This is a genomic window from Niallia oryzisoli (genome assembly GCF_036670025.1).
GTDB lineage: Bacteria > Bacillota > Bacilli > Bacillales > Cytobacillaceae > Bacillus_BD > Bacillus_BD oryzisoli.
On record NZ_CP137640.1, the window covers coordinates 4,628,149 to 4,655,008 of the forward strand.

Consider the following 26,860-nt stretch of genomic DNA (forward strand, 5'->3'; position numbering starts at 1 on the left):
AGGTATTTCGATGATTGAGCGAGCTTCTATTCTTCACCGTCCAACCGATCAGTATGCCTATCCTTTTCAAAAAGATACGCTGCATATAAGAATTCAAACGAAAAAAGACAATGTAGCATCTATTGAGCTGATTTACGGCGATCAGTATGAATGGAATGATGACAGATGGTTCACAAGAATTGCCCCTCTGACTCGTTTTGGGACAGATGCATTATTTGATTACTGGATGGCTGAGGTTTCACCTCCCTATCAGCGGTTACGGTATGGGTTCCATGTACATGGAGACTCTGAAAGTACCATTTACACGGAAAAAGGCTATTTTACAGAACCGCCACAGGACCCGAACCAATATTTCTGCTTCCCATATTTACATACAAACGAAGTGTTTCGTGCGCCAGAGTGGGTTCGTAATACGGTTTGGTATCAAATATTTCCGGAACGATTTGCAAATGGCGATCCCGGCATAAATCCACCAGAAACAAAACCATGGGGTAGTGAGGAGCCCACATCCGCAAACTTTTTTGGCGGTGACTTTTTAGGTATCATCCAAAAGCTTGATTATCTTAAAGAATTAGGGATAAATGGGATTTATTTGACACCCATATTTAAAGCGCACTCCAATCATAAGTATGATACAATCGATTATTTTGAAATTGACCCGCAATTTGGCGATAAACAAAGCTTTAAACAACTCGTTGATACATGCCATTCAAAAGGGATACGTGTCATGCTTGATGCTGTATTTAATCATAGCGGGTTTTATTTTCCTCCATTTCAGGATGTATGGAAAAACGGAGAAAAGTCTCCTTATAAAAATTGGTTTCATACGAATCAGTTTCCTTTAAAGGGTGGTGAAAAGCCGAACTATGCCACTTTTTCCTTTGTTGAAACGATGCCAAAGCTAAATACGCAAAATAAAGACACAAAAAACTACTTGCTTGATGTAGGGCGCTACTGGGTTAAGGAATTTGATATTGACGGCTGGAGACTTGATGTTGCCAATGAAATTGATCATGCATTTTGGAGGGAATTTCGTCAAGCTGTTAAAACGATAAAACCTGAGCTTTTTATTCTTGGTGAAATATGGCATGACAGCATGCCATGGCTTCGAGGAGACCAATTTGATTCGGTCATGAATTATCCGTTTTTAACAAAAACGATTCACTTTTTCGCAAAGGGAATGCTTTCCGCAAGTGAATTTGTAGAGCAAATGACGACTGTTATGATGAAATATCCCGACACAGTTAACGAAGCTTTATTCAACATTGTCGGGAGTCACGATACACCGAGATTATTAACGGAATGCGATGGAAATGTGGAAAAGGCAAAGCTGATCAACACTTTTTTATTAACCTTTATTGGTACGCCCTGCCTATACTATGGTGATGAAATTGGAATAACAGGCGGAATGGATCCAGGCTGCCGGAGCTGTATGATATGGGATGAAAAGCAGCACAACCTTGAAATATTGACTCATATTAAACAGTTAATCCGACTTAGAAAAACGGAACCACTGTTAGCGAATAATGGTACATTCTCTTTTCTACCTTGTAAAAACGGTATCGCGTATGTAAAAGCTGGTGATGGCCGCAAATGCCTAGTTATCCTTAATCCTACTTCAGAGGAGTTAAAATTTATGCTTCCTTTTTCATTAAAAGGACGAAAAATAATAGATATGCTTAAAAACCAAGAATTCATGATGGAGTCCGATGAATTGATTGCTGTTTTAAAACCCTATGATGCATCCATACTCCAATTTCAGGATGGTTCTTCATAACTTAAGTGATATGGTGGTGTCTGTTAGATAAAATTGTATTTTGTATACCAGACACCACATAAAAAATTTTTCAACCTAATCAACAATCTTTATATTATAATCTTCAAACCAATGATGAATTTGAACAAGATGCGCTAACAGCTGCGGCCCCGTCATCAGCTGGCCAAACCATGGTTCCTTAAAGGAAGCCCCTTCTGATTCGACGATTTGCTTTAGCTTCTCCTTATCAAAAAACTCATATAACACCGTACCTCGATCTTTTAATATACTTTCCAGCATTCCTTTTACAAGTTTTCGGTATGCAGGGTGATGTGTTTTTGGATAAGGACTTTTCTTTCGATACAATACCTCATCAGGCAAAAGACCTTCCAATGCTTTACGTAAAATTCCCTTTTCGCGATTCCCTGCCATTTTCATGTCCCAAGGTACATTCCACATATATTCAACTAACCGGTGATCAGCGAACGGAACGCGGACTTCCAGACTTGCTCCCATACTCATCCTGTCTTTACGATCCAGTAAAGTCGTCATGAAGGAAAGCATATTAATATAAAACAATTCCCTTCTTCTTGCTTCTTCTTTGCTTTCTCCGTCGAGCAACGGCGTTTCAACAATCATTTCCTGATATTTTTCGAGGGAATATTCCTGAAGACTTAACTTCTTTTGCCATTCTTCCTTTAACAAACCCTGTCTTTCCTCAATTGACCGCATCCACGGAAACCCTGTCCGGCTTAAGTCGTCTAAACGATGAAACCACGGATATCCTCCAAAAATCTCATCCGCACATTCGCCTGAGAGGCTGACAACAAAATCATTTTTGATTTCACGGCAGAACCAAAGCAATGATGAATCAATATCAGCCATTCCAGGTAAATCCCGAACATGAACGGCTTCATGTAAATATTCAGCTAGAGCTTCCTGTGAAATAACACAGTGATGATGGATCGTGTTATACGTATCCGTAATTTTTTTGATATATGCTCCATCCGAATTTGGTTGAAACTCATTTGCTTGGAAAAACTGATCATTTCCCTCGTAGTCAATAGAATACGTATGAAGCTGCCCTTTACCTTCTTGATTAAATGTCTTCGCCGCTATAGCTGTAATGGCACTTGAATCAACACCGCCGGAAAGAAACGTACAAAGTGGTACATCTGAAACTAATTGTCTTGTGACGGCATCTGTAAATAATAAGCGGATTTTTTCAACTGTATCAGCAAAGGAATCGTTATGTTGTTCGCTTTTCACATTCCAATATCGCCAGATTTTCAATCCGTTTCGTGAAAACGTTAATGCATGGGCAGGTCTTAATTCTTTTACACCCTTAAAGACACCCGATCCCGGTGAACGAGATGGTCCGAGTCCAAACACTTCCGCAAGACCTTCTCGATCGATCGCTCGATTGACGTCCGGATGTGCTAATAGTGCTTTTAATTCTGAACCAAATATGAACCCTGTTGCTGTTTCATAATAAAACAATGGTTTAACGCCCAGGCGGTCCCGGCCAATAAACAATAAGTCCCGCTCTTCATCCCAGACAGCAAAGGCAAAGATCCCATTTAGATAATCGACGCATTTTTCTTTCCATTCTATATAGGCAGCTAACAGAACTTCTGTATCAGAATGACCATTAAAAGAATATCCTTTTAGTAGTAGTTCTTTTCGGATATCCTCAGTATTGTAAAGCTCACCATTATAACAGATGGTGTATCGATGATTATGTTTTGTTTTTACCATTGGCTGCTTACCGCGCTGTGGATCTACAACGACCAATCGTTTATGACCAAATCCAATATGAATATCAGTCCATATATTGGTATCATCCGGTCCTCTCTTCGCCAAAGTTTCCGTCATCTTATTAATGGTTTCAGTATCGTTTTGCAAATTTCGGTGATAGTCCACCCAGCCTGTTATCCCGCACATTATGCTCACCCTTTCTTTACGGAACCTTTTAAGCTAACTTCTCTTTAACTACACTATGCTTAAGCATAAATTTGGTTATTTGTCCCGAAAAATAAAATTGGGGTTTAAAACACGGCGATTATGTCTAGAAATAGAAAATGAAAATGAAATTCTCCCCCTTATTTATGGGGTATATATACGGAGGTTTTTATACGGAGGTCTTATAAACCATGAATAAACAACAACGTACAAAACTTATCGAATTTCAGCAGCGTGCCTTCACAGAAGGAACAGTTGAATGTATAAACGATCAGTGGGTTTTTTTTGATGAGGAAACAGAGGAAGCGACGTTATTAGATGTATGGCTTCACGAAGAAATAGAAGTATTCCGTTTAAATCGCTGGCGCAAGGGAATTTTAGGCAAAGATGGAAAAGTTCAAAAAGGCAAAGAAACAATACATTTAAAGGATCAGGACACCGTAAGAATTAGAAAAAATTTAGTGTTTTCGTTAGAGCGGCTGTTAGAGGAAGTCAATGATGATGCTTTTTATCAATTTATTACCAGCCTAAATACGATGGATTTTTCTATATACGATTGTATTTATTGCTATAATCAATTGACTTTTCTTAATGATAGTAAACAAAAGAACGGTGTTAATTTTATTGTTTTCGATAATGGAGATTCTATTTGCAGTGTTCATCATCATTTCACCTACTTTGAACATACAAGTGACCGCTTTGAATTTACCTTAAGTACCGGCAAGAGAATGGTCATTGAAAAAATCGGTTGAAAAACAAAAAACTGCCCCTTCTCTTTGGCAGTTTTTTTGTGTCTTAAATATAAAATCCCAAAGGCAGCGATAAGCCTAAATAAACAACAGCTACAAACGCTATCACGAATATTACCCAAACTGCTCCCGTCGATTTTCCTTTCGTGGTAGACCCGAGTATCATTTCAAACAAGCCAATCACAACGATTCCAAGTATAGCCTTGATCCAATGCATCGTACTAATTGCAGCCATACTGAAGAGCAACATCACTCCTGTAACAATAATCAATAGATAGAACAATCGTAAAATCATTTGAACAATTTTAAAACCGCGCTGTTTTCCTGCTTTATGTAGACTTATTGCTACAAAAAATAAAATTAATGCTATTAACCATGTTGTAATATGTGCATGTGTCATACTAATAGTCCTCCTCTATCAAAACTCGAACCTATCATACCATATAGAAATGGAAAAACCTATTAATATGATAACGATATACAATTGCTTTACTTACCTACTTTTTTCGCAAAGAAAAAACATGGGCAATGAACGCACCTTCCGCTATCTATGACATACAATGTAAAAAAGCTGGGCAAAGATCACACATTTCTTTATTCCAGTCCAATTATATATATAGAGGGTGTTACAAAAATGCCAGCCATCGTAGGCGTTGTTCAAGTAATAGCTGTGGGATCAGGAGCCGTTTTCCATATTGGTGATGTGTATAGAATATCAACACTTTCCAATGCAAAGACCTTTGCTGGTGCAGGTTCCTTTAATACAGGTGATGGTCTCTATGTACAAAACCACCAAAGTTCAACAAATACTATTGATTCAGATGTTACGGATCAAGGCAACTTCTTTAATGTATAGACTAGAAATAATTGATTTTTCAGCATAAAACAGCATACAGCTTATTTTAGTGAATAAAGTGGTGAATTCCATGAATTTCTATGTTCAACAATCGATATCGATTCACCTTTTGAGAATTAACGGAATTACAAACTCTTCAGTACTTCAAATCGGCAGTGCCGGCATTATAAAGCCTGTTTCAAATCTTTATAATACAGGCGGGTTTACCGGACCAGCTCCTCAAGCTGTCAGACCTGGAAGACTTTTGGAGGCACCTGCCGTACCGTTGACATCGCCAACAGCTTAATGTTTATTAAAGGTCAAATATTTCCTATGTTTTCTTAATTTGTAGATCTAGTAGTATTGTGAGGTGGGTAAAGTGAATCAAAATTTTTATCAAGTCATTCAATCTATTCAAGCATATGTTTATGCACAGGACAAAACAATACGAAAATTACAAAAAAAGATAGACATGTTAGAGAAAAAAATAACAGAAATGCATGACCGTCCCCCTATTCGTGTTGAAAAAATGGAATATAAATTTGACCAGTTAAAAGTAGAAACATTAGAAGGAACGTTAAATATTGGGTTAAATCCATCCGATCTACAAGGAATAGAGGATTTTTCTGTTCCAAGTCAAAACGGGGTTCCAAATCCAAAAGATAGGGTGTCCATGTTTACTGAGATTGAAAGTCAGGTCCACCAATATTTAGATGATAACCTGCAAACGATTATGCAGAATACAGGAGAACAGTTACAATTTAGAGTAGATGATACGTATCGTGACTTTATTCTTCAAGATATTAAAAAGCAGCTTCCATCGCGAATTGAGTATTATTTAAACCAGCCTCCTCAAAATGGACGCACCCATGATCAGCATAAAGTATGGATTTTCGAACAAATGAAGAAGGAAATACATCATGGTGTTTCAACATTCCTTCAACATTTACCAGAAAATATGAAAGGACCAAAATAGCATGATATTTGAAGTAGTCAACCGTGAGCTTTGTGTTGGCAGTATTCGAATAATAGGTGTATCAAGTTCGTCACTATTAATGGTGGGGGATACAAACTCTATTCAGCTTACTTCACTGTTTGATACTCCTGCCGAATCATTGATTATCGGGCCGTTTGTACCGTTATCTCCAGGAGGATAATTTTCTATGTACCGAACATCAAAAGTAGATTCTCTTAAAGTGGATTCATCAGCGCTGTCTTCAGTGATTCAAATAGGTGATTCAACGTGTATTACTGCTTTTACTCGCGCCCTTGCCGTTCAAAGACAGAAAGAATTGTTTTATTCAAATGAGGGTAATTTTAATTCATATCCCATTTTCTCTTTTCAACTTCCTATTGAGCCAATAGTTGAGCCGATAATTATTGGTTCAACTTCGTTACATCCACTCATTAAAGTAGGTTCCATTGATATAACCGGTATAACTTCCGCTTCTGTTTTGCATATTGGAAGCTCCTGCAACTTTCAAGGGGAATCAAGAACCCTGCATATAAGACAATTAGAACACACTAACGGGAACAGTGAAAAAAATGTTGAGCAAGCATAGGAGGTGGAAAAGATGCCAGCAATTATTGGACCGGTTCAAATACTAAATGTTGGCGGAGGAAATGTTCAATTCGGCGATGCATTAAATATTTCACCGAAAAGTAACTCGAAAACAACTACCGGTTCGGGCGCAGGTAGTACAGGCGGATTGGTTGTAGCCAATAATGGCATTAGTGCAACAAATCATTTTGATACTGATCTAATTGATCAGCCTAATGTAGGAAATAATTAGACAATGACATTCACCAGCAGCTAGAAAAACCGGCAGGGTTCACACCTGCCGGTTTTATTATCGTTCTAATTTTAGTAGATGGGCGCCGTCAAAGAAAAATAAATACCGTTCCTTAATTGGACGCTTATAAATTTGCTCTACAGCTTTTGTATAAAGATCTATTTGGACACGATAACGTTTTTCGAGAATCGGTCTTGCTTCTTCAAAACCGCCTTTATACCGGTCCGTAATCCCGTCTGTTTTATAATCAACAAGAACGAGTCCTTCCTGATCCTCAAACAAACAGTCAATGATTCCTTGCACAAGTACAGGTTCATCCTCACCAGTCCAGTCCTCATATGCTTCGACAGCCGGTAGGGACAAACTGAATGGTACTTCACGCTTTAAGGATGGTGCTGACGTCATCCTTTTTCCTAACGTAGATTCAAAAAACGAACAAATTAATTCAGGTTCAATGACAGACTTTTGTTCTACTGTCAACAATTCTTTTCTGACCATATCATCGACAAGCTTATTGATTGTTTCATGTTCAACAGGCTTGGAAAAATCAATATGCTGCATCACCATATGCATGGCCGTCCCAATTTCGGCAGGTGATAACGCCTTTTCCTGCATAAATCTTGGCCTGTTCATTAATGGCTTTTTAAATCTTCGTAATAGCTCCGTACCACTGGCCTCATCGGATGAATCCTTTTGTCTTTTTATTTCTGAGACTGACTGCTTTGAACGATGGGTTGATGCCCTTCGATATGGATATTGCCACGATAATCTTGCCGCAATTTCCTTTTTATAAGGAGATTCAATCTTGATCGTTTCGCCTTGAATGATTTTATCGAGCCAAGTATTATCAGCGGCGAGTTCTTCCTCATCTAATACTGCTGCTTCCTCTGCTTTTATCACGGCAATTCTCCAGCAGGACGGGTGTTCAATCAGATCCTCGGGGATCAGTCCTGATGCTTTGGTTCCTTTTTCCATCGGCAGTTGGCAGTCACGATGCCTGATGAGCGAAGGGCCAACCCAGTCGAGATAGCTGTCAGCAGAAGCACGATCATAATCCTTTAAGAGCCATTCTGGATGATCCAGCGTCTGCTCCCACTTTGAAAGCTTTTTTTGTAAGCTTTTCACAGATGCGATTAAAAATAGTCTTTCTTTTGCCCGCGTTAATGCCACGTAAAGAACACGCATTTCTTCAGCCAGCGTCTCAAGCTTTTTCTTGCGTTTAAAGGCTAATTGAGGCAGGGATGGATACGTTATCCGTTTATCTATATTCACATATTTTGAAGCAAAACCAAATTCTTTGTCTAGTAAATATGGCTTTTTTAAATCCATCATGTTGAATTGCCGTCCTAAGCCGGCAACAAATACAATCGGGAACTCAAGCCCTTTACTGCTGTGAATCGTCATGATTCGGACAACATCCTCCTGTTCGCCAAGAGCACGTGCTGCACCAAGGTCATCTCCCCGTTCCTGCATTCTTTCAATAAAACGCAAGAAGCGGAACAACCCCCTAAAGGAAGTGGCTTCATATTGGCGGGCCCGGTCATATAATGCCCGTAAATTAGCCTGTCTTTGTTTCCCCCCTGGCAGACCCCCGGCAAAATCATAGAAATGAGTGTCCCGGTACAGCTGCCAAATTAGTGAAGACAAGGAACCCTGCCGTGCCATTGATCTCCAGCCGTCTAACAGCAAGAGAAATGGTTTAACTTTATCGTAGAGTTTTTCATTATCACCTGTCTGTTTGTGCCGGCAAAAGGATGATAAAGCATCATAAAAGGTTCCATTTTTTTCATGAATGCGGATTCTAGCTAGCTCCTCCTCATGCAAGCCGACAATCGGTGAACGAAGGACAGAGGCCAACGGTATATCTTGATAAGGGTTATCGATAACCTTTAATAAGGACATCATTATCGTAATTTCCACAGCTTGAAAATAGCCGGTTGAAAGGTTCGCATAGATTGGAATCCCCTGCTGTTTACATTCCTCGATAATCTGCGGCGCCCACGTCATGGAGCGGAGTAAAATGACGATATCCTTATACATGACAGGGCGTGAACTATTTGTTTTCGGGTTATATACAGAGGACTTGTCAGCGATCATGGTTTTGATTTTCTTTGCCATGACTCTCGCTTCAAGCTGTGATTGAGCAAGTTCTGCCTCATCAAGAACAGCCTCAGTCTCTTCACTGCTGCCTCCCTCAAAATCGCTTTCCTCTTTTTCAAGGTCAATGAGCAGTAATTCTACAGGGTAGGTAACATCTTCAGGATAAGATGCACCTTTTACAAGCTCGGCAGCTTCGTTATATTCAATTTCACCGACATTGACGCCCATTATTTGCTTAAACAAATAATTTGTTCCAGCCAAAACCTCATGACGGCTGCGGAAATTCTTTGCCAAGTCAATTTTTAAGCCGCTCTCATTGCCGTCATCTGTGAATCGATTGTATTTCCCTAGAAAAAGATTAGGCTCTGCCAGTCGAAAGCGGTAAATCGACTGCTTCACATCTCCAACCATAAAAAGATTTCCTGTTTTCTCTTCTTCCTTCGTGACGAGTTGAATAATGGACTCCTGAACTAAATTGACATCCTGATACTCATCAACAAGTACCTCTTTAAATGTATCACGATAGTGCCGTGCTGCCGCAGATGGCACAAGAATACCATCACTTTTCGCAGAAGGGTCAAGTAGAATCTCAAGGCAGTAATGCTCTAAATCAGCAAAATCAACGAGCCCTTTCTCCCGCTTTACGACACTGAAACGTTCAGAAAAGCTTCGTACAAGTCTTGTTAGCGTTTCGATAATCGGCTTCATATCCTTCATATCCTGCAGGAAGCTTTCTGGCTTTCGTAAAAAGAACTCCTTCTGTAGATCCTGCAGCTTTTTCTTTGCTCCATCACGTAATTTTTGCGCATGGTCGATTAGCTCTTTATTAAAATCATCGCCACGGCAGGTTTTCGCGCGGGAAAAAGACCAGTTTTGCATGGCCCGATGTAATGTGTTCCACGAATCCTTACAGGCGGCCAGCATGGCTTCCACAATTTGCAAATCATCTAAAAAGTTCTCTGCCCTTGGCGCGGGTCCTCCCGGCAGTTTCGTTAAAGCCAGCCCTTTTTCAAGCATGCCTTTGACCCCTTCTAGCTGAAGCACCACATCAAACATACAGGATTTCATAAAAGGTAGTTCATTAATGGATACGTTTGTGTCAACATCATACATTTGAATGATGTTTTGCAAATATCGATCCGGATCAGGGTTCGCACGGGCAAAATCATAAAGATCGCGGATAATATCCATCAGCGCGGTATCACTGCGGTCATTTGTAAAACTGTCAACAAGACGGAAGAAATCTTCATTATCCGCTTTACCGTATTCTTCTTCAAATAAATCATCAAGTACTTCATCACGTAATAACTGACCTTCTGTCTCATCGGCAATCCTGAATCCTGGATCGACATCAATCATATAATAATATTTTCGAATGACTTCAAGACAAAAAGAGTGAATGGTTGATATGGATGCCCGGTTTAACAAACTCAGCTGTTTTCGTAAATGGCTGGATGCTGGATCGTCATTGATTGCTTTTTCCAGCGCTTCACTGATTCGATGGCGCATTTCCGCTGCAGAAGCATTGGTAAACGTTACGACAAGCAGCTCATCTACGTTAATCGGTGCTTCTTTTGACAGGACTTTCTTGATCATCCTTTCCACTAATACAGCTGTTTTACCAGACCCGGCAGCAGCGGCAACCAATATATCCTGTCCAGTCGCCATGATGGCTTTCCATTGGTCATCGGTCCATGTTGCATGTTCAGGCTTCGGCGGTATCTTGTTTATTCCCATTTTCTGCTACCTCCTTTCGCATCAGCTCGAGCGCCTCTTCTTTTGAACGAGGAACAAGCAAGCGGTAATGATTTTCTTCCATTGATTCATCGAATTGACAAACTGATTTAAACGAACAGAACGTGCATGGTGTTTTATCCTTCATTTTATAAGGGGAGATTTCCACATTCCCTTCCGTAATGGAATTTCCTGTTTTCACATACATATTACGGACATATTCACGCATATCATCAAAGTCCTGTTTGCTCGCCGTTTTTGAACGCTTTGCCAAGGTTCCATCCTTTTTAATTTCCGCCGGAACCACTTCTGATGAACCTGTATCAAGGCTAAGGTCCATTAACCGAATCGCATGTTCATCACCAAGGACAAGCCCGTTCATTTTAAACTTTTTAAAAATCTGTTCTTCAATGTCTTCAAGCGTTAAAATTTCCTTAGCATTAATTATTGGATTATGAACATGAAAATAGAGGACGCCAGCTGGAATCGCTTCGGATCCAACCAATGATGTTGCATGACTCATAATGATATCTAAATAGGTCAGCATCTGCAGCGCCATCCCATAATATACTTCACCTAAATTTAATTCCTTCGAGCTGGATTTATAATCAAGGATCCGTAAATATATTCCATTTTCGTCCACTGCTTTATCAACACGGTCAATTCTTCCTACCAGCTGCATCTTCGTACCGTTGCGCAGTTGAAAAGATAGGGGCGGAAGTTCGCTCTTTGGACCAAAACCAAGCTCCAAACCGACCGGTGCAAAGCCGCTTACTTTGGCATGTTCACTTAAGATAATCGAAGCGCGGGTAATGATCTGTGCAAGCTTTCTTTTTATATAGGCATGACGATTCGAGCTTAAGAGAATTTCATTTTGCAGCCTTGGCGCCAATGCTTCTACTGCTGCCTTGGCCAATGTTTCCGATTGTTCCTTCGTAAGATCGGCCCAGGTTAAATTATTTGTCATAACCGCTTCCGCGATAAATTTTAATGCTGAATGGAACAGGTCTCCGATATCAGGTGCATCCAGTCGGAAAATTTGCCTGTCTCGTAACCGTAAACCATGCTGAACAAAATGCGAAAATGGACAGCCCTGGAATAACTCCATCCTCGATACACTCGCTTGAATCACATCTCCGTATAACTCATGAGCAACCTCTTCTGAAAGCGGTTTGACAGGGTTTTTGTAGTCCAAGCTTGAGAGAACAAGGACAGCACTTTCTTTCGCACTGCCTGATACATACCAGTTATATACATCCCACCAGAAATCTGCTAATGGATAGTTCCGTTTTTTAAGCTGAAGCTGTGCTGTTAAATACGACAAGCTTCTATTCCGATGTGAAATGTACTCAAGCTGTTCTTCATCAGCCAGTTCTGAAGGGTCTGCCATATAAAGCAGCTCATTATGCCCAGGGAATAAATCCTGCATTCTTTTGATATAAAGAGATGGTATTAATGCTTTTCCTTCTTCATTAGCTAGCGGATAACTGATATACAAGTTTTCTGATGGTGTAACGAAGGCTTTGTAGGCAAGAAATTCTTCATCTAATAATCTTGTTTTGCTTGAAGGAGCTATTTTCAATCCATTTGAAAGTAATTGCTCACGGTCCTCATCGGCAAAAATACCATCCTCGGTAAATTTGGCAGGCAGCACACCTTCATTTAAGCCAATAATAAATGCTGCCTTAACGTCTGAAAATCTTGATTTTTCCAGATCTCCTGCCAGTACTTGATCTATGGCCGGCGGAACAAGTGAAAAGCGAAGAGCTTCCAATCCTGCATCTAGTATTTTTGAAAATGATGGAAGGGTTAGTTCCTCATCACCGAGAATCTCTACAAATTGATCGAGAATATCGATAATCGCATTCCAAGCCTGGTCGTGCTCGCGCGCCTTTACAAGATTTCCTTTCTCTTCTTCAGCAAATTTCCAGTTTTCTAGCTTTGCCGGGATATCTAGTTCTTCCAAAAATAAATAAAGAGCCTCTCCAAGATTTCTCCCTGTTCCGGCTCTTTTCAACCGCCGTGACAATCGTAATATTGGTGCTGTTACCATAAGGCGAAGTTCATTCAATTCCTGTTCTTTACGCTTTTCTCTATCGGTTTGTGCGACATTTTCAAACTCTAATCCCCGAATACGACGGTAAACCCAGCGCTCCCGCCTCGTCCATCTATCCCCTTTAATCCCATACGCTAACACATAGTTTTCAAGGTTATCCATTTGCTCACGAAGCTTATCATTATTTTGTCCGAGTGGAAATAACAGCTCCGTTTTAATGGCACGAAATACCGGTTCATACCGCCAATTCCCATTGATAATTTCGAGAACGGACCGAATCAGCTCAACCAAAGGATGATGCAGCATCGTTCTCTTTTGATCGATAAAATAAGGAATCTCATAATCACGGAAAATTGTTTCAATCAGTTCATGATAATCCTGTCCGTTTCTCATCAACAAGGCTATATCACGGTAGCGGTAATGTTGTTCTGATACAAGGATCTTAATGTTTCTAGCAATTCCCTCAACCTCCGACCTTCTGTTGACCGCTTGGGCAATATAAATTGAATTTGGTTTGTTAAAGGTCCGTGCCGGACGTGAATCAAAATGGGCTTCAAGATGCTGTAATGCTTCATCATTCCATCTTTTAGACTCGTCTAACATCACTTCTTCAACAGATACCCCATTTACAGAAGCGATCTCATATAATGTCCGGCAATTCTCTCCAGTGAGGCGGAATAAATGCAATTCATCCGGAGCCTGCCCATGGAAGGAACGATCAAGTGTTAAGGTAATCGTGACCTGCTTACAATGCTTCATTAACTGCTCGATAATCATATATTCCTGCGGTGTAAAACTATAAAAACCATCTATATAAATTTCAGCCTTCTGCAAATAGGTGGACTCTGCTATTTTTTCAGACAAAAGACGAAAATAATCTTCCGTATCAATATATTTATTTGATAATCCAGCTTCAAAGCCTTCATAAATAAGCTGCAGGTCATGGAGTTTATCCTTTAATGTTTGCTCTGATAACTGGTCCTTTTTTTCGGCCAATTCCCCCGGTTGGACACAGTAACGCTTAAATTCTACTAACATTTGCTCCATTTGACTGATAAAGCCTGTTTTATCTGCTGCCTGCCCAAATAGATGGAGCTCTTCTTTTTTCTCTTCGATAATTTTTTGAATCAGCATATTGATACCAGTGCTATTCAAATGATAGCGGCTGATTCCGCCTGTCTCTTGAAGAATTCTCCAAGCGAGACGAGTAAAAGAGAAAACTTGAGCACGTATCATGCCGCCTAAACCGGGTGTATTAATTAATTGATACTCGGATAAAAAGGTCATTTGGTCAGGTACTAAATAGATCAGCGGATCACCTTCTGGATCATCTGCTAATTTTGTTCGAATTTCATCGAGACAAACTGCGGTTTTCCCGCTGCCCGACCGTCCAATTAATAAACGTACTGTCACTTCTCTCACCCTCTCAAGGTTTTGTCTATTAAACATCTTACCATACCAATAGAAAAATTTATTAAAGGTTATCCTGTTAATTTCTTGTAGAGATTCAAAAAGCAATAAAAAAAGATCCGTTAATTTCACGAATCCTTTTCATTATTTTTTGAATGCATGAACTTTAAAATGAATGCCTTAAAAAGATACAGCCACTTCGTCCATTGGCCAATATCTTAGATTTACTTTGCCAACTACCTGATCAACAGAAACAAATCCAAATTCCCGGCTGTCCCTGCTGCCAAGACGATTATCGCCTAATACAAAAATCATATTCTCTGGGACTGTTTTTCGTCCTGTCAGCTCAAAAAGAGTAAAATTACCGGTCAGCCTTCCGCCAAATGTCTGTTTGCGATATTTTTCTAAATAGGGTTCCTCATACTTTTTTCCGTTAATGAAAAGCTGATCGTCACGATACTCTATTTCGTCACCAGGTAAACCAATGACACGTTTTACATAGTCTTCCTGTTCGTTTGCGTGAAAAACGATCACATCAAACCGATGCAGTTCACCTATTTGATAACCGATTTTATTCACGACAAGCTTATTCCCATCCTGGAGAGTCGGCATCATCGATTCGCCTTCTACAACATAATTCGAGAAAAAAAACATGCGGATAAAAGCAAAAATTACAATACCAATTCCAAACGCTTTAAGCCATTCAATGCCTTCCCTTTTAATTTCCTCCTTCATATGCACCGATTCCTCCAAATTAAGTAGTCCACTAAGGTTGATTATCCTTCTTGTCTCTTGTTTTCTTTGTTCATACTCTTATTTATTTTTACTTCTACCATCTTTCCAACATACCAAAGAATAAATATAACAAGCCCTACGACAGCTGTCCTGAATGGCTGTGTCATCAAGGATTTCAAATCATACCCCACGAAACTAATGGTAAAAATCATCACCAGTTTTCCCGTCATAACCGCTAACATGTACTGATATGTACTAATCTTAGATAGTCCTGCAACAATATTCACAATTGCCGAAGGAGTGAATGGAAAACATAGAAGGATAAATAATGGACCAAAACCATGACGCTCCACCCACCGCATCAGCTTTTGAACCTTTGGATGTCTCTTTAAAAATTGCAGAATCCTTTTTTGACCAAACCTTCTAAAAAATAAAAAGACAAGAAGTGCTCCCGTACAGGCTCCTATCCATGAAAATAAAAAGCCAAACCAAAGACCGAACGCATTCGCATTTGCCATCACAAACAAAAATAGCGGTAAAAAAGGAAGAAATGCTTCAAGCATGGGAAGCAGGATACCTGGAAGCGGACCAAAGGATCGATATTCATGAATTAAGGCCATAATATTTTCAAATGTGAACCACTCTTTTATCATATCAAAATCCATTAATGATAACTCCCGGCTCAAAACAAAACAGAATCTTCACTTTGACATTCCCACCTATTTTCTTATTTCTCTCAAATAACCTTAACTTCATTTTACACCCGGCCCGGATAAATGAAAAAGAATAAAACCTATTTTGCTAAAAATTCTCCTATTGCTTTTGCGTTGGCTTCATTATCTATGGTCAAGACTTCTCCTATCCCATTGATTCTATCCGTATCAAACATACCCTCAACCGGAATCCTAAACGTTTCAATATTACGATTTTCCTTTGATAAATAGTCCTTACCTATATATATAATATCTGACGTATCCATATTTGTATTCACATATGGTTTCATCACACCAACTAATTTGGGAAGCTTTGATAAGGTTTGGAATGAAGCAAATTGACTGGCTACTTCCTTCATCGCCTTTTGCTGGCGTTTCACACGGTCGAAGTCTCCCATTGTATCGTAACGGAATCTGACATATGAAAGAAGATGCGCCCCATCCAGCCGCTGCAACCCCGGTTGAAGCGGGACATCCAGATAAGCGGACATGGCTTTTTCCACTTCAATTTCGACTCCGTTCGGAAATGCTTCATCAATCAGATGGATAAAGCCATCAAAATCAACAATCGCATAGTACTTTACATCGACATTAAAATTTTCTTTAATGGTCTGCCTTAATAATTCAGGTCCGCCAAGTGCAAAGGCAGCATTAATTTTATTTTTCCCATGATTCGGAATATCAACGTAGGAATCCCGCATAATAGAAATTAATTTATAAGAGTGCTTTTTCGGATGATATTGCGCAATCATAATGGTATCTGAGCGGGCACTTTCTTCTCCTCTTGAGTCACTTCCAATTAAAAGAATATTCGTACCGCCATATCGGTCCTTTTCACCATTAAATTCAAATACTTCCTGATTAATCGTTGATTTTTCACCGGCTTTATTTATCCCTTGTTTATATTGAAAATAAGCATACCCAAAGGTAACAGCCATCAGCAAAAATAATCCTAAAACAGTCGTTTTGAGCAGCCTCTTTTTTCGCTTTCTCTTTACCTTTTTTTCTTGTTGTCTTTTATCATATCTCATAGTCAAGTAACCCTTCCTAAATTAGTAACAGCCAAAACACTGTCATTCACTTCACTTTATGCTTTAGATAAGTTAATAGTTTACTATTTCATTTTACCTTAAATTACTTTTTTGGACCTACTAGAATATTTTGATTTGTTATTGAAATAAAGGACGATATCCTTTATGATAATTTAAGAACAAATGTTCCTATATTTATAAGGAGGTTTTGGAGCAATGACCAGAATCCCGGAGTACGATCGAAATATTATGGAGCAGGCAATTTATTTACCTATGGTCCTTACCATATTAAATCGAGACCTTGCAATTGTTAATGCAAGTCCCTTTAAACTAAAGCAGCCCTATGCTGACCTTATTGAGGAAACAATGAAGGCTATTCAGAATGATATGAAAGGTATAAAGCAATACATGAAACAACAAAAACTAAAAGTTGAGCAGGTAAGCCATGATCAAGCTTTTACTGGTTTTCTGTTTTTGTATCAAGGCTATGAAGAACAACATAATTATTTTAATCCCCGTATCCGAAACAAGGTCCAAGAATTGCTTAGCTACTATCTATTTAAAAGATATACTTCTCCAATAACAGTAATAACAACCCAGTAAATTTTCAACTATAGGAAAACAGAAGCATGTTTTTTTACATGCTTCTGCATTCTTAATACTTCCTTATTCTGTTATCAAATCATCATGGCTAACATCATAATCAGGACTATGTTCAGAAGCCTTGGAAATTTGACGACTTCTGGAGATGGTTCGACCATAACCGCCATTTCTCTTATTTTGCATCAGCTTTGTACGTAATAATGCGGTTCTTAACATTTGATTTTCAAAAGTATAGGCGGAGACTGGTAAAATGGCTGTTTTTTTATTTCTAAAATAAACAAGTGTATTTGCAGCATCAACTTTTTCATAATGTAACACATGAACATGCGAAACCCATGCACAACGCTTACTCAAAGGAGATGCTGTTGGAAAAAAGTACAGCATATTTGTGGAATCAATTGTAATGGGGATTTTGTGTGTAAAGCCAATTAATTGTCTGCTCCCTTCTTTACGCCCTTCGTAGCTAGAACAGAATGATCGGCAGCTCATCTTAATCAGCTCCAGCGGCTTTGATGGAGAAAATTGATCGTATTCAAGATCATAAATCTGTGAATATAGTTTACTTCCATATTCCATTGGGAGAATCGCAAGTGTCGAACGACTAATCAGATATTCCTCGTTGATGTCAGGTCTTACCATATAATTTTCATCTCCTTTTATATCAAAGTCAATTACCATAATATCATATATATTCCATTTTCTTCTATAAACTAATTCTAATTTCTTAATTTGTACATATTTGTAAATAAGGCAAAATATTTTCAAAAAATTTTCAAAATTCAGTTGATTAATGGATCGTTATTCCATATAATATAAAAAAGCACCCGAGGTGATTTCCATGAAAGATAATTCTTACACAGAATTGATGAAATCCAGTGCCATGAACAAAAAGAAATTAAAAGAAAACTACATTCTAGACTTGTACATTGAAATGTTCCTGACTGAAATCCTATTAAAAGCAGAGAAAGAAAGTTTATTGGCCCGCATTGACAAAGCCATTGATGAGCGAAATGAAGAGAAGTTTTTCCGACTTTCCGAGCAATTCAGAGAACTTAGCAAACGCTTTGGTACGTAGGTCAGCTGGAGTATTTATTAACTTTAAACCCCTCCATAACTCTCCTATCGCCTGTCAAAGTGAACTGTTCTCCTTTTTCCAACAAAAACATCCTCCTTTATCCTTAAGGAGGATGTTTTTCATGTTACATCCGCTTACTCAGTTAACTTCCTTCGTTATCTTCTGTTTTCATCTGGTTATGTTCATATTCTTCAAGTGTTGAGATGCGCTCAAGCATCGTAGGATGTCCATAAATGAAAAATTTCACGAGATAGGGCGGATTAACTTGGCTCAATCCCGCACGTGATAATTCTTGAAAGGTAGTAATCCCTGCTTCTGAATCCTGTGTCATTTCAATTGCATATCGATCTGCCCTTGTTTCCTGGTACCTAGAAATCATGTTAGTGAGCGGACTGGAAACAAACATAAGCATGGAAATAATCAGCAAGAACAGAGGCAATGAACGAAGATCTGAGACTGCTGGAACTTTAAAGGCCTTTCCATAGCGAATTACCATCCAATTCATCAACTTGGCTGTCAAATATAACCCCGCTAATGAAAATAATAAACTCGTTACAATATTGACATAAATATGTTTTTCTACATAATGGGCCATCTCATGCGCCATGATAAACAGGATCTGCTCATCTGTTAACTTATTTAGTGTCGTGTCCCAAAGAACAATGCGAGCATTTGAACCAATTCCAGTCACATAAGCGTTTAATGCATTCGTCTTCTCCGACATATTCACTTCAAAAACATGATCAGCAGGAATATCTGCCCTTTGTGCCATCTCAAGGATTTCTGCTTCTAGCTCCTTATTTTTTAATGGATAAAAGTCATTATATAAAGGATCAATCACAACAGGCTGCAAAAACGTCATAAATAATGTAAACGGAACTGAAAGAAGCCATGCATACAGCCACCAGCGTTTTGCACTTTTCTTCATTAACCAATACAGCACGGAAACAAGAATGAACGTTATTCCATAATTTATCCAAAAATCAAGTAATTCTTCTTTGAGCCAGGACGCGAAGTTCTGTGTCGAGATATGATAACTTTTTGATAAATGGTAGCTGATATAGCTAAACGGAAGCATGGCAACAAATGAGAAGAATGACAACCATATTAAATAAACAGCCGTTTGCAGCCATTTCTTTTTTACCGTCACTTCAGACCAGTCTTTAAATGCTTTTGACATACCAAGCAATAAAACAAATAAATAAAAAAGCCATTCAAATGGAGTGGATAAAAAATACAATAAATAGCGAATCCTTGAGTATTCTTCACTCAAAAAAAGCTCCCGTTTATTTAAAAACGTAGCAGGATCTGCTTGGGTACCTTGATACTCAAACGGTAAACTTGAATCTGCAAAATAAAACAGATACCAGTAAAAAAATAACCCAAAAAGCAAATACGCTAAAACTCCATATAGACCAATCTTTCTTGCCATTCTCATCCCCCTTCCTTAAAAAGTTTGTACAAACACTTACTATTAGTGTAGTAGAAATACTGCATTTTAGAACATGTTTGTGATTTAATCAAATAAAAAAGGAGTCTGACAACTATGGTCAGCCTCCTAGATTAATACGGCTCTGTCACTATTCATTTTTTCTCCGCGTATCCGCTGAAATTCTTCTAATAATTTTTCAACCGTTAATTGTTTTTTATCTGTTTCATTTGCTTTAAAAATGACTTGTCCTTTATCCATCATGATCAGCTTGTTCCCTAAATCAAGAGCCTGCTGCATGTTATGAGTTACCATTAAAGTGGTCAATTTGTTTTTTTGTACAATTTCCCGTGTCAGGTTTGTAATTAATTCAGCCCTTGATGGATCTAGTGCGGCAGTATGTTCATCAAGCAAGAGTATTTTCGGGTCTGTAAAGGTAGCCATTAACAATGACAGTGCTTGTCTTTCTCCACCTGAGAGCAGACCAACCTTTGCCTCCAAACGATTTTCCAAGCCCAAATGGAGTGTTTCCAGCTTCGTTTTAAAAAAGTCTCGCCGTTTTTTAGTAACACCGATTCGCAGTCCGCGTGGTTTTGTCCTTGAATAAGCGATGGCCAAGTTTTCTTCAATTGTCATAGTCGGGGCAGTCCCGGCCATTGGATCTTGAAAGACACGTCCTACCAACCTTGCCCGATTATGTTCTTGAACGTTTGTAACATTTTTCCCATCGATAGAAACAGTCCCCAAATCCGTAATAATTTTTCCAGAAATAATATTCATTAAGGTTGATTTTCCTGCTCCGTTACTTCCAATGACCGTTACAAAGTCCCCTGGATTTAACTGAAGAGTTAACTCATGAAGTGCTACTTTCTCATCTGGTGTCCCTTCATTAAAAACTTTAAAAATTTGGTTTAAGTGCAGCATACGACTCACCTCGATTTCAATTATGCTTTAAAGACCTGTTTATGTTCAAACGACTGCAACATTCGTTTCTTTTTCCTCTGTTTTTCTTTTCGGTTATGATTAATTTTCGGTAATACTAAAGCAATAATAACTATAATGGCCGTAATTAATTTCATATCTCCCGTTTCTAGAAAATCCACACGTAGTGCCATTGTGACAATCAATCTGTATAAAATGGACCCCCCGATTACAGCCAACGTTGCCCGTGCAATCTTCTTTGCTCCAAATACAGCCTCACCAATGATGACAGAAGCAAGACCAATAACGATCATTCCAATGCCCATTCCTACATCACTAAAGCCGCTGTATTGAGCTACTAATGCCCCTGAAAAAGCAACGATAGCATTTGAAAGACCAAGACCCAATATTTTCAGAGCATCTGTATCAGCTGAAAAACTTCGAATCATCGTTTCATTATCACCGGTTGCCCGGATTGCCAGACCAATATCGGTTTTAAGAAAGAAGTCGATTCCTTTTTTCACTATATAAGCCAATAACAGCATGATAACTAGAATTCCCCATGTCTTAGGGACAAGGTCCCCCAGTCCAATCATTTGAAACAGCGAATGAATACCATCATCAATTTTTAAGCCCTGCCAAAAACTTGTAAGCTTTGTAAAGATGGTTTCCTCCTGCAGGAGCGGAACGTTTGATTTTCCCATAATACGTAGATTAATAGAATAAAGTGCAATCATCATGAGAATCCCTGATAATAAAGGGTTAATTTTTCCTTTTGTATGAAGCAGGCCTGTCACGCAGCCAGCAATAAAGCCAACAATAATTGCAGCTAATGTCGCGATAAAAGGGTTTACCCCGCCAACAATTAACACAGCGGCAACAGATGCACCAGTAACAAATGACCCGTCAACGGTCATATCGGGGAAATCTAATATTCTAAAAGATAGGTATACTCCTAAAGCCATCAGTGCATAAATGGCACCTGCCTCAAAGGAGCCAAAAACAGCGTTAAACATGATATTTCTCCTTTCTGCCAAAACCTAAAGACACTAATAGCATTCATTAGAAAAGCGTCAGCATACGGTACTAAACCACTATTCTTATGAACAAAAGGAGGGGCCCTAAGTAGAACCCCTCTCTATAAAATTACTCAATAAATTCAGCCTGATCTTTCCATTCTTCCTTAAGCTCAACATTCATTTTTTCTGCAGCTTTCTTGTTGATTACTAGTTTTAGATTTTGCGGGTATTGAACAGGTAACTCAGACGGTTTCTTTTCGCCACGTAAAATTTGTGCTGCCAGTAAGCCCGCTTCATAACCGATATCTTCGTAATCAAATCCATATGCAGCAAAGCCGCCGCGTTCAACAGAATCCAATTCACCAACAAACAGCGGCAATTTATTATCCTGTGCAACTTGGATAACCGATTCAAGTGCAGAAACAACGGTATTATCCGTAATGATGTAAATAATATCCGCTTTACCAATTAAGGATTCAGCTGCCTGTTTTACTTCGGCAGATGTAGATACAGTTGCTGTCTCAAGCTCCTTTAACCCTAATTCTTTAATTGATTTTTTAATCGTATCAACTTGTGCGACAGAGTTTTGTTCACCAGCATTATAAACGGTTCCAATTGTTTTATCAGGAAAGTTTTCACTAATGAACTTCACCGTATTAGGAATTGCCTCTGGGTGGTTATCAATTGTGCCTGTTACATTGCCTCCTGGTTCTTCCATTGACTTAACAAGCTGTGCTCCAACAGCATCTGTAACAGATGTGAACACAATTGGAATATCCTTTGTAGCATTAAATGCTGCTTGTGCACTTGGTGTCGCGTTAGCAAAAATTAAATCGACGCCGTCTCCAGCAAAGTTATTCGCGATGTTTTGGACGTTGCTTTGATCTGCATTTGCATTCTGTTCATCAAACTCTACTTTTAAACCTTCGTCCTTAAGCGCTTTTTTGAATCCTTCTGTTGCAGCATCTAATGATGGATGCGTTACATACTGTGAGATTCCAACTTTAAAGGTTTCCTTACTGTCATTTGCTTCATTTCCACTGGTACTCTCATTATTGCTGCAGCCGCTGAACAATAAAGCGCCAACTAACCCAAATGCTGCCAAACTCATTGACTTTTTCTTTCTCATTAACATTTTTATCCCCCTCAATAATAGTATCTTTATTACTCAAACGCTTTTATGCTGTTATGCTTTCGTGTAGTAAATTATAATATTAAAATAATATTATTTCAATCTATTTATATGTCTTTTTAAAAAATAAAATGGATTCTGTCAATTTTCTTTAAAAAATCGCTATAACCCACTTTTCCTTTGTTCAAAGACCACATTCCCCACCACATAACCTCCTCCAATCACTCATTTCAAAAATCTCTATCTTATATATTACACGGAAATCTAATATATTGCATTATTCTTTCTATTCTAAATTAAGCTAAAAGAAGCAGACCCTATTGCCCGCTTCTTTTAGCTGAATGAAGTTAATAGATTAATTTTAAAAAGTCTTCCTTCGTAATATTGCCAAAATAGTGTTTAGTATCTATATCTCTTAATGCCTTTTCCAATGCAGCTTTTTCATATTTAACATCTTTTAAGAGGGTTTCAATATCATGCACATCACCGACACCGAAGAAGTCACCATAGATCTTACAATTTTCAATAACTCCTTTGTTAACCTCAAGTCTTATATCAATGCTGCCGACAGGGAAACGATGTGAATGCTGGAGATTAAATTTAGGGGATTTCCCATAATTCCATTCCCATGTTTGATACCGTTCTTTTGACAGCTGATAAATTTTTTCCCAGTCCTCTTCTGTCAATACATATTCAGGAATCTTCGCTTCACCAGCAAAAATATTTGATAACAATAATTGACGGAATTCCTCCATCGTAATCTTTTCAGCTAAAAACTCGGAAATATTTGCAACACGACTGCGGATGGACTTGATTCCTTTTGATTCAATTTTATCCTTCTTCACTTTCAACGCTGAAACAACATGATCAATTTCAGAATCAAGCATGAGCGTACCGTGGCTAAACATTCTCCCTTTCGTTGAAAACTGAGCATTTCCTGAAATTTTACGGCCATCGACAACGAGATCATTGCGCCCGCTAAGTTCGGCATTCACGCCAAGCTTCTTCAAAGCATTTACGACGGGTTCGGTAAACTTACGGAAATTATGAAAGCTCTCTCCGTCATCCTTCGTAATAAAGCTAAAATTCAGATTACCTAAATCATGATAAACAGCACCTCCGCCGGACAATCTCCTTACGACGGTGATTCCATTATTTTCGACAAAATCAGTATTAATCTCTTCGATTGTATTTTGATTTTTACCGATAATGATAGATGGTTTATTTATATAAAAAAGAAGATACGTTTCATTAATATCAAGGTTTTTTAATGCATACTCTTCGATCGCCAAGTTAATTCTTGGATCCGTAATACCTTTATTATCTATGAACAACATCTCAGACACTCCTTTAAAGTAGACCAGTTCTTATCCTCCCTTTCATTGTTGAATAGAAAGGGATACAATATAAATCGTAGCACAAGGAAAAACATATTAAAAATTCAAGTTTATTCAGAATTTGAACCAAAACTACATAGCATTTTGAATGGAGGCATCCTAATGAATCAAAGATTAACAAACATGTCGAAATGGATGAATCAGAATCAAATTGAAATTTCAATTATTACTTCAACGGAAAATGTCTTTTATTTAAGTGGTTTTTACAGTGACCCTCATGAGCGATTACTAGCTTTAATTGCTTTTCAGCAGGAAGAGCCTATTCTTATTTGTCCGGCAATGGAAAAAGAAGACGCAAAAGCTTCAGGCTGGACCTATGAGATCATCGGCTACAGCGACGTTGAAAATCCCTGGGAAATGGCGCGGAAAGCGATTGAAAGGCGTGTGAATAAAGTCTCAAAGCTTGCTGTTGAAAAAGAGCATATGAACGTAGAACGCTATGAGTCGGTCTCTTCCATCTTCCCGGAAGCAGCCTTTATTTCGGCTGAGGAAATCCTTCGTAATCTTCGCATGATTAAGGACGAAAAAGAAATCGCTAAAATCCGTGAAGCATGTGTATTAGCAGATTATGCAGTTGAAGTTGGCTGCGCAGAAATTAAAGAAGGAAAAACGGAATTTGATATATTAGCTGTCATTGAATATGAAATGAAGAAGAAAGGCATTACGGCAATGTCTTTTGCCACGATGGTATTAACCGGAGCAAACGGAGCCTCACCACATGGCAATCCAGGATTATCGAAAGTAAAAAAAGGGGATTTTGTTCTCTTTGATTTAGGAGTAGTCGTTGATGGCTATTGCTCTGATATTACACGAACAGTTGCTTATGGTGATATTACGGATCAGCAAAAAGAGATTTATGATACAGTCTTAAAGGCCCAGCTTGCAGCGATTGACGCAAGTAAACCAGGAGCTGCCTGTTCAACTATCGATCGAACAGCCAGAAAAATTATACAGGAAGCAGGATATGGAGAATATTTTCCACACCGGCTTGGGCATGGCTTAGGGATAGGGGTACACGAATACCCTTCCTTAACTGAAACGAATCCCCTATTGCTGGAGAGAGGAATGGTCTATACAATTGAACCCGGAATTTATGTACCGAATGTAGCTGGTGTACGCATTGAAGATGATGTGTTTGTCACAGCCGACGGAGTCGAGGTATTAACAAAATTCCCGAAAGAACTGCAAATAATTAAATAAAATAAATAAGGTGTCAGGCACCATAAAAAGACAAAGGGTATATATTTGTCCATATGTGGTGCCTGACACCTTTCGTTTTTATATGGAATTAAGAATACTTTTTACTTCATGATAATCAAGCTGTAAACTTTTTGCTACTTCTTCATATGTAACATATCCATTCAGTGTATTGATCCCCTTCAATAATGCTTCATTATCAAGACAGGCTTGTTTAAAACCTTTATTGGCAATTTGAACAGCATATGGGACCGTCACATTGGTTAAAGCAATAGTTGAAGTCCGGGGGACAGCTCCCGGCATATTGGCAACAGCATAATGCACGACCCCGTGTTTGATATAGGTTGGATTATCATGTGTGGTAATTCGGTCGGTTGTTTCAAAAATACCGCCTTGATCAATCGCGATATCAACCACAACAGATCCAGGACTCATTGATTTGATCATTTCCTCCGAAACGAGAATAGGTGCTTTTGCCCCTGGAATCAGGACAGCACCAATAACAAGATCTGATTCCTTCACCGCTTCTGCTATGTTGAATGGATTGGAAATAAGAGTAGAGATTTGTGAGCCAAAGATATCATCCAGCTGCCGCAAGCGATCAGGATTGATATCGAGAATGGTCACTTCCGCTCCTAGACCGACTGCGATTTTAGCCGCATTTGTGCCTGCTACCCCTCCACCGATTATAGTCACCCTGCCTCTTTTTACACCAGGTACTCCCGACAGTAAAATACCTTTTCCGCTATAGACTTTTTCCAGAAATTGTGCCCCCACCTGTGCTGCCATTCTGCCTGCTACTTCACTCATCGGCGTTAATAACGGAAGACTTCGATTATGTAGCTGTACTGTTTCATAGGCAATTCCAACAACCTTTTTATCCAGCAGAGCTCTTGTCAGCTCCGGTTCCGGGGCAAGATGTAAATATGTAAACAAAATTAAACCTTCTCTAAAATATTCATATTCGCTCGTCAGCGGCTCCTTAACTTTCATTACCATGTCCATTGACCAAGCTTCTTCAGCAGTTTCAACAATTGTTGCCCCAGCATTTAAATATTCTTCATCACTGAAGGCAGAACCAAGTCCTGCACCTTTTTCAATATAAACCTGATGACCCTCATTGATTAAATTTACAACCCCTGCCGGTGTCATAGCCACGCGGTTTTCATTATTTTTTATTTCTTTCGGAACACCGATACGCATACCCATTGGA

25 protein-coding genes are annotated in these 26,860 nt (G+C 38.9%); 11 read left to right on the forward strand and 14 right to left on the reverse strand.

Features of this window, described 5'->3' with window-relative positions; all coding sequences use genetic code 11:
- Window positions 1-10: 10 nt before the first annotated feature.
- A complete protein-coding gene (locus tag R4Z09_RS23155; protein ID WP_338449083.1) occupies window positions 11-1,777 on the forward strand; it encodes an alpha-glycosidase in 1,767 nt (588 codons plus the stop codon).
- A gap of 75 nt (window positions 1,778-1,852) precedes the next feature.
- Here the strand turns inward: R4Z09_RS23155 and asnB are convergent, their stop codons facing one another.
- Window positions 1,853-3,700 carry an asparagine synthase (glutamine-hydrolyzing) gene (asnB, locus tag R4Z09_RS23160; RefSeq protein ID WP_338449084.1) on the reverse strand — a complete coding sequence of 616 codons (1,848 nt, stop codon included), beginning with the start codon at window positions 3,698-3,700 and terminating at the stop codon, window positions 1,853-1,855.
- Between the two features lie 209 nt (window positions 3,701-3,909).
- Between asnB and R4Z09_RS23165 the strand changes: the two genes are divergently transcribed.
- Entirely contained in the window at window positions 3,910-4,470 is a 561-nt protein-coding gene (locus tag R4Z09_RS23165; RefSeq protein WP_338449085.1) for a DUF2777 domain-containing protein, read from the forward strand.
- 43 nt (window positions 4,471-4,513) lie between these two features.
- On the opposite strand, the gene R4Z09_RS23170 is transcribed toward R4Z09_RS23165, so the two are convergent.
- Window positions 4,514-4,867: a YisL family protein gene (locus R4Z09_RS23170; RefSeq protein WP_338449086.1), complete on the reverse strand. Its 354-nt coding sequence runs from the start codon at window positions 4,865-4,867 to the stop codon at window positions 4,514-4,516.
- A 234-nt stretch (window positions 4,868-5,101) separates the two neighbouring features.
- Here R4Z09_RS23170 and R4Z09_RS23175 point away from each other — a divergent pair, with 234 nt between their 5' ends.
- From R4Z09_RS23175 to R4Z09_RS23200, 6 genes are all read left to right on the forward strand, one after another.
- Window positions 5,102-5,323, forward strand: coding sequence for a spore germination protein (locus tag R4Z09_RS23175; protein ID WP_338449087.1), 222 nt, complete (start codon window positions 5,102-5,104; stop codon window positions 5,321-5,323).
- A 70-nt stretch (window positions 5,324-5,393) separates the two neighbouring features.
- On the forward strand, window positions 5,394-5,609 hold the full coding sequence (locus R4Z09_RS23180; RefSeq protein WP_338449088.1) for a spore germination protein GerPB: 216 nt from the start codon (window positions 5,394-5,396) through the stop codon (window positions 5,607-5,609).
- Between the two features lie 72 nt (window positions 5,610-5,681).
- Window positions 5,682-6,278: a spore germination protein GerPC gene (gene gerPC / locus R4Z09_RS23185; RefSeq protein ID WP_338449089.1), complete on the forward strand. Its 597-nt coding sequence runs from the start codon at window positions 5,682-5,684 to the stop codon at window positions 6,276-6,278.
- A 1-nt stretch (window position 6,279) separates the two neighbouring features.
- Window positions 6,280-6,459 carry a spore gernimation protein GerPD gene (locus tag R4Z09_RS23190; RefSeq protein ID WP_338449090.1) on the forward strand — a complete coding sequence of 60 codons (180 nt, stop codon included), beginning with the start codon at window positions 6,280-6,282 and terminating at the stop codon, window positions 6,457-6,459.
- 6 nt (window positions 6,460-6,465) lie between these two features.
- Window positions 6,466-6,864 (forward strand): spore germination protein GerPE, encoded by a 399-nt coding sequence (locus R4Z09_RS23195; RefSeq protein WP_338449091.1) that lies wholly within the window; start codon window positions 6,466-6,468, stop codon window positions 6,862-6,864.
- 12 nt (window positions 6,865-6,876) lie between these two features.
- Window positions 6,877-7,095 carry a spore germination protein gene (locus tag R4Z09_RS23200; protein ID WP_338449092.1) on the forward strand — a complete coding sequence of 73 codons (219 nt, stop codon included), beginning with the start codon at window positions 6,877-6,879 and terminating at the stop codon, window positions 7,093-7,095.
- Window positions 7,096-7,152: 57 nt separating this feature from the next.
- On the opposite strand, the gene addA is transcribed toward R4Z09_RS23200, so the two are convergent.
- The 5 genes from addA to R4Z09_RS23225 all read right to left on the reverse strand — a co-directional run bounded on the left by addA (window position 7,153) and on the right by R4Z09_RS23225 (window position 16,874).
- Window positions 7,153-10,932, reverse strand: a complete 3,780-nt coding sequence (gene addA / locus R4Z09_RS23205; protein ID WP_338449093.1) for a helicase-exonuclease AddAB subunit AddA — start codon at window positions 10,930-10,932, stop codon at window positions 7,153-7,155.
- Window positions 10,901-14,398, reverse strand: a complete 3,498-nt coding sequence (gene addB / locus R4Z09_RS23210) for a helicase-exonuclease AddAB subunit AddB (protein WP_338449094.1) — start codon at window positions 14,396-14,398, stop codon at window positions 10,901-10,903. The genes addA and addB overlap by 32 nt, the downstream gene beginning before the upstream one ends.
- A gap of 177 nt (window positions 14,399-14,575) precedes the next feature.
- Window positions 14,576-15,130: a signal peptidase I gene (gene lepB / locus R4Z09_RS23215; RefSeq protein WP_338449095.1), complete on the reverse strand. Its 555-nt coding sequence runs from the start codon at window positions 15,128-15,130 to the stop codon at window positions 14,576-14,578.
- A gap of 41 nt (window positions 15,131-15,171) precedes the next feature.
- Window positions 15,172-15,795: a TVP38/TMEM64 family protein gene (locus R4Z09_RS23220; protein WP_338449096.1), complete on the reverse strand. Its 624-nt coding sequence runs from the start codon at window positions 15,793-15,795 to the stop codon at window positions 15,172-15,174.
- A 128-nt stretch (window positions 15,796-15,923) separates the two neighbouring features.
- Window positions 15,924-16,874 carry an LCP family protein gene (locus R4Z09_RS23225; protein ID WP_338453338.1) on the reverse strand — a complete coding sequence of 317 codons (951 nt, stop codon included), beginning with the start codon at window positions 16,872-16,874 and terminating at the stop codon, window positions 15,924-15,926.
- Between the two features lie 216 nt (window positions 16,875-17,090).
- On the opposite strand from R4Z09_RS23225, the gene R4Z09_RS23230 reads away from it, so the two are divergent.
- Window positions 17,091-17,477, forward strand: coding sequence for a hypothetical protein (locus R4Z09_RS23230; protein ID WP_338449097.1), 387 nt, complete (start codon window positions 17,091-17,093; stop codon window positions 17,475-17,477).
- Between the two features lie 63 nt (window positions 17,478-17,540).
- On the opposite strand, the gene R4Z09_RS23235 is transcribed toward R4Z09_RS23230, so the two are convergent.
- On the reverse strand, window positions 17,541-18,116 hold the full coding sequence (locus tag R4Z09_RS23235) for a competence protein ComK (RefSeq protein WP_338449098.1): 576 nt from the start codon (window positions 18,114-18,116) through the stop codon (window positions 17,541-17,543).
- 199 nt (window positions 18,117-18,315) lie between these two features.
- Here R4Z09_RS23235 and R4Z09_RS23240 point away from each other — a divergent pair, with 199 nt between their 5' ends.
- Entirely contained in the window at window positions 18,316-18,552 is a 237-nt protein-coding gene (locus R4Z09_RS23240) for an IDEAL domain-containing protein (RefSeq protein ID WP_338449099.1), read from the forward strand.
- Window positions 18,553-18,694: 142 nt separating this feature from the next.
- Here the strand turns inward: R4Z09_RS23240 and R4Z09_RS23245 are convergent, their stop codons facing one another.
- The 5 genes from R4Z09_RS23245 to R4Z09_RS23265 all read right to left on the reverse strand — a co-directional run bounded on the left by R4Z09_RS23245 (window position 18,695) and on the right by R4Z09_RS23265 (window position 24,390).
- Window positions 18,695-19,984, reverse strand: a complete 1,290-nt coding sequence (locus tag R4Z09_RS23245) for a M48 family metallopeptidase (protein WP_338449100.1) — start codon at window positions 19,982-19,984, stop codon at window positions 18,695-18,697.
- 126 nt (window positions 19,985-20,110) lie between these two features.
- A complete protein-coding gene (locus R4Z09_RS23250) occupies window positions 20,111-20,905 on the reverse strand; it encodes an ABC transporter ATP-binding protein (protein WP_338449101.1) in 795 nt (264 codons plus the stop codon).
- A gap of 20 nt (window positions 20,906-20,925) precedes the next feature.
- On the reverse strand, window positions 20,926-21,918 hold the full coding sequence (locus R4Z09_RS23255; RefSeq protein ID WP_338449102.1) for an ABC transporter permease: 993 nt from the start codon (window positions 21,916-21,918) through the stop codon (window positions 20,926-20,928).
- A gap of 130 nt (window positions 21,919-22,048) precedes the next feature.
- The gene (locus R4Z09_RS23260) at window positions 22,049-23,050 is read right to left on the reverse strand and encodes an ABC transporter substrate-binding protein (RefSeq protein ID WP_422392314.1); all 1,002 of its coding nucleotides are present in this window, start codon (window positions 23,048-23,050) and stop codon (window positions 22,049-22,051) included.
- A gap of 350 nt (window positions 23,051-23,400) precedes the next feature.
- Entirely contained in the window at window positions 23,401-24,390 is a 990-nt protein-coding gene (locus R4Z09_RS23265) for a lipoate--protein ligase (RefSeq protein WP_338449104.1), read from the reverse strand.
- Between the two features lie 162 nt (window positions 24,391-24,552).
- Between R4Z09_RS23265 and R4Z09_RS23270 the strand changes: the two genes are divergently transcribed.
- Window positions 24,553-25,650, forward strand: coding sequence for a Xaa-Pro peptidase family protein (locus tag R4Z09_RS23270; RefSeq protein ID WP_338449105.1), 1,098 nt, complete (start codon window positions 24,553-24,555; stop codon window positions 25,648-25,650).
- Between the two features lie 78 nt (window positions 25,651-25,728).
- Here R4Z09_RS23270 and ald read toward each other — a convergent pair whose 3' ends face one another.
- A complete protein-coding gene (gene ald / locus R4Z09_RS23275; RefSeq protein ID WP_338453339.1) occupies window positions 25,729-26,850 on the reverse strand; it encodes an alanine dehydrogenase in 1,122 nt (373 codons plus the stop codon).
- Between the last annotated feature and the right edge of the window lie 10 nt (window positions 26,851-26,860).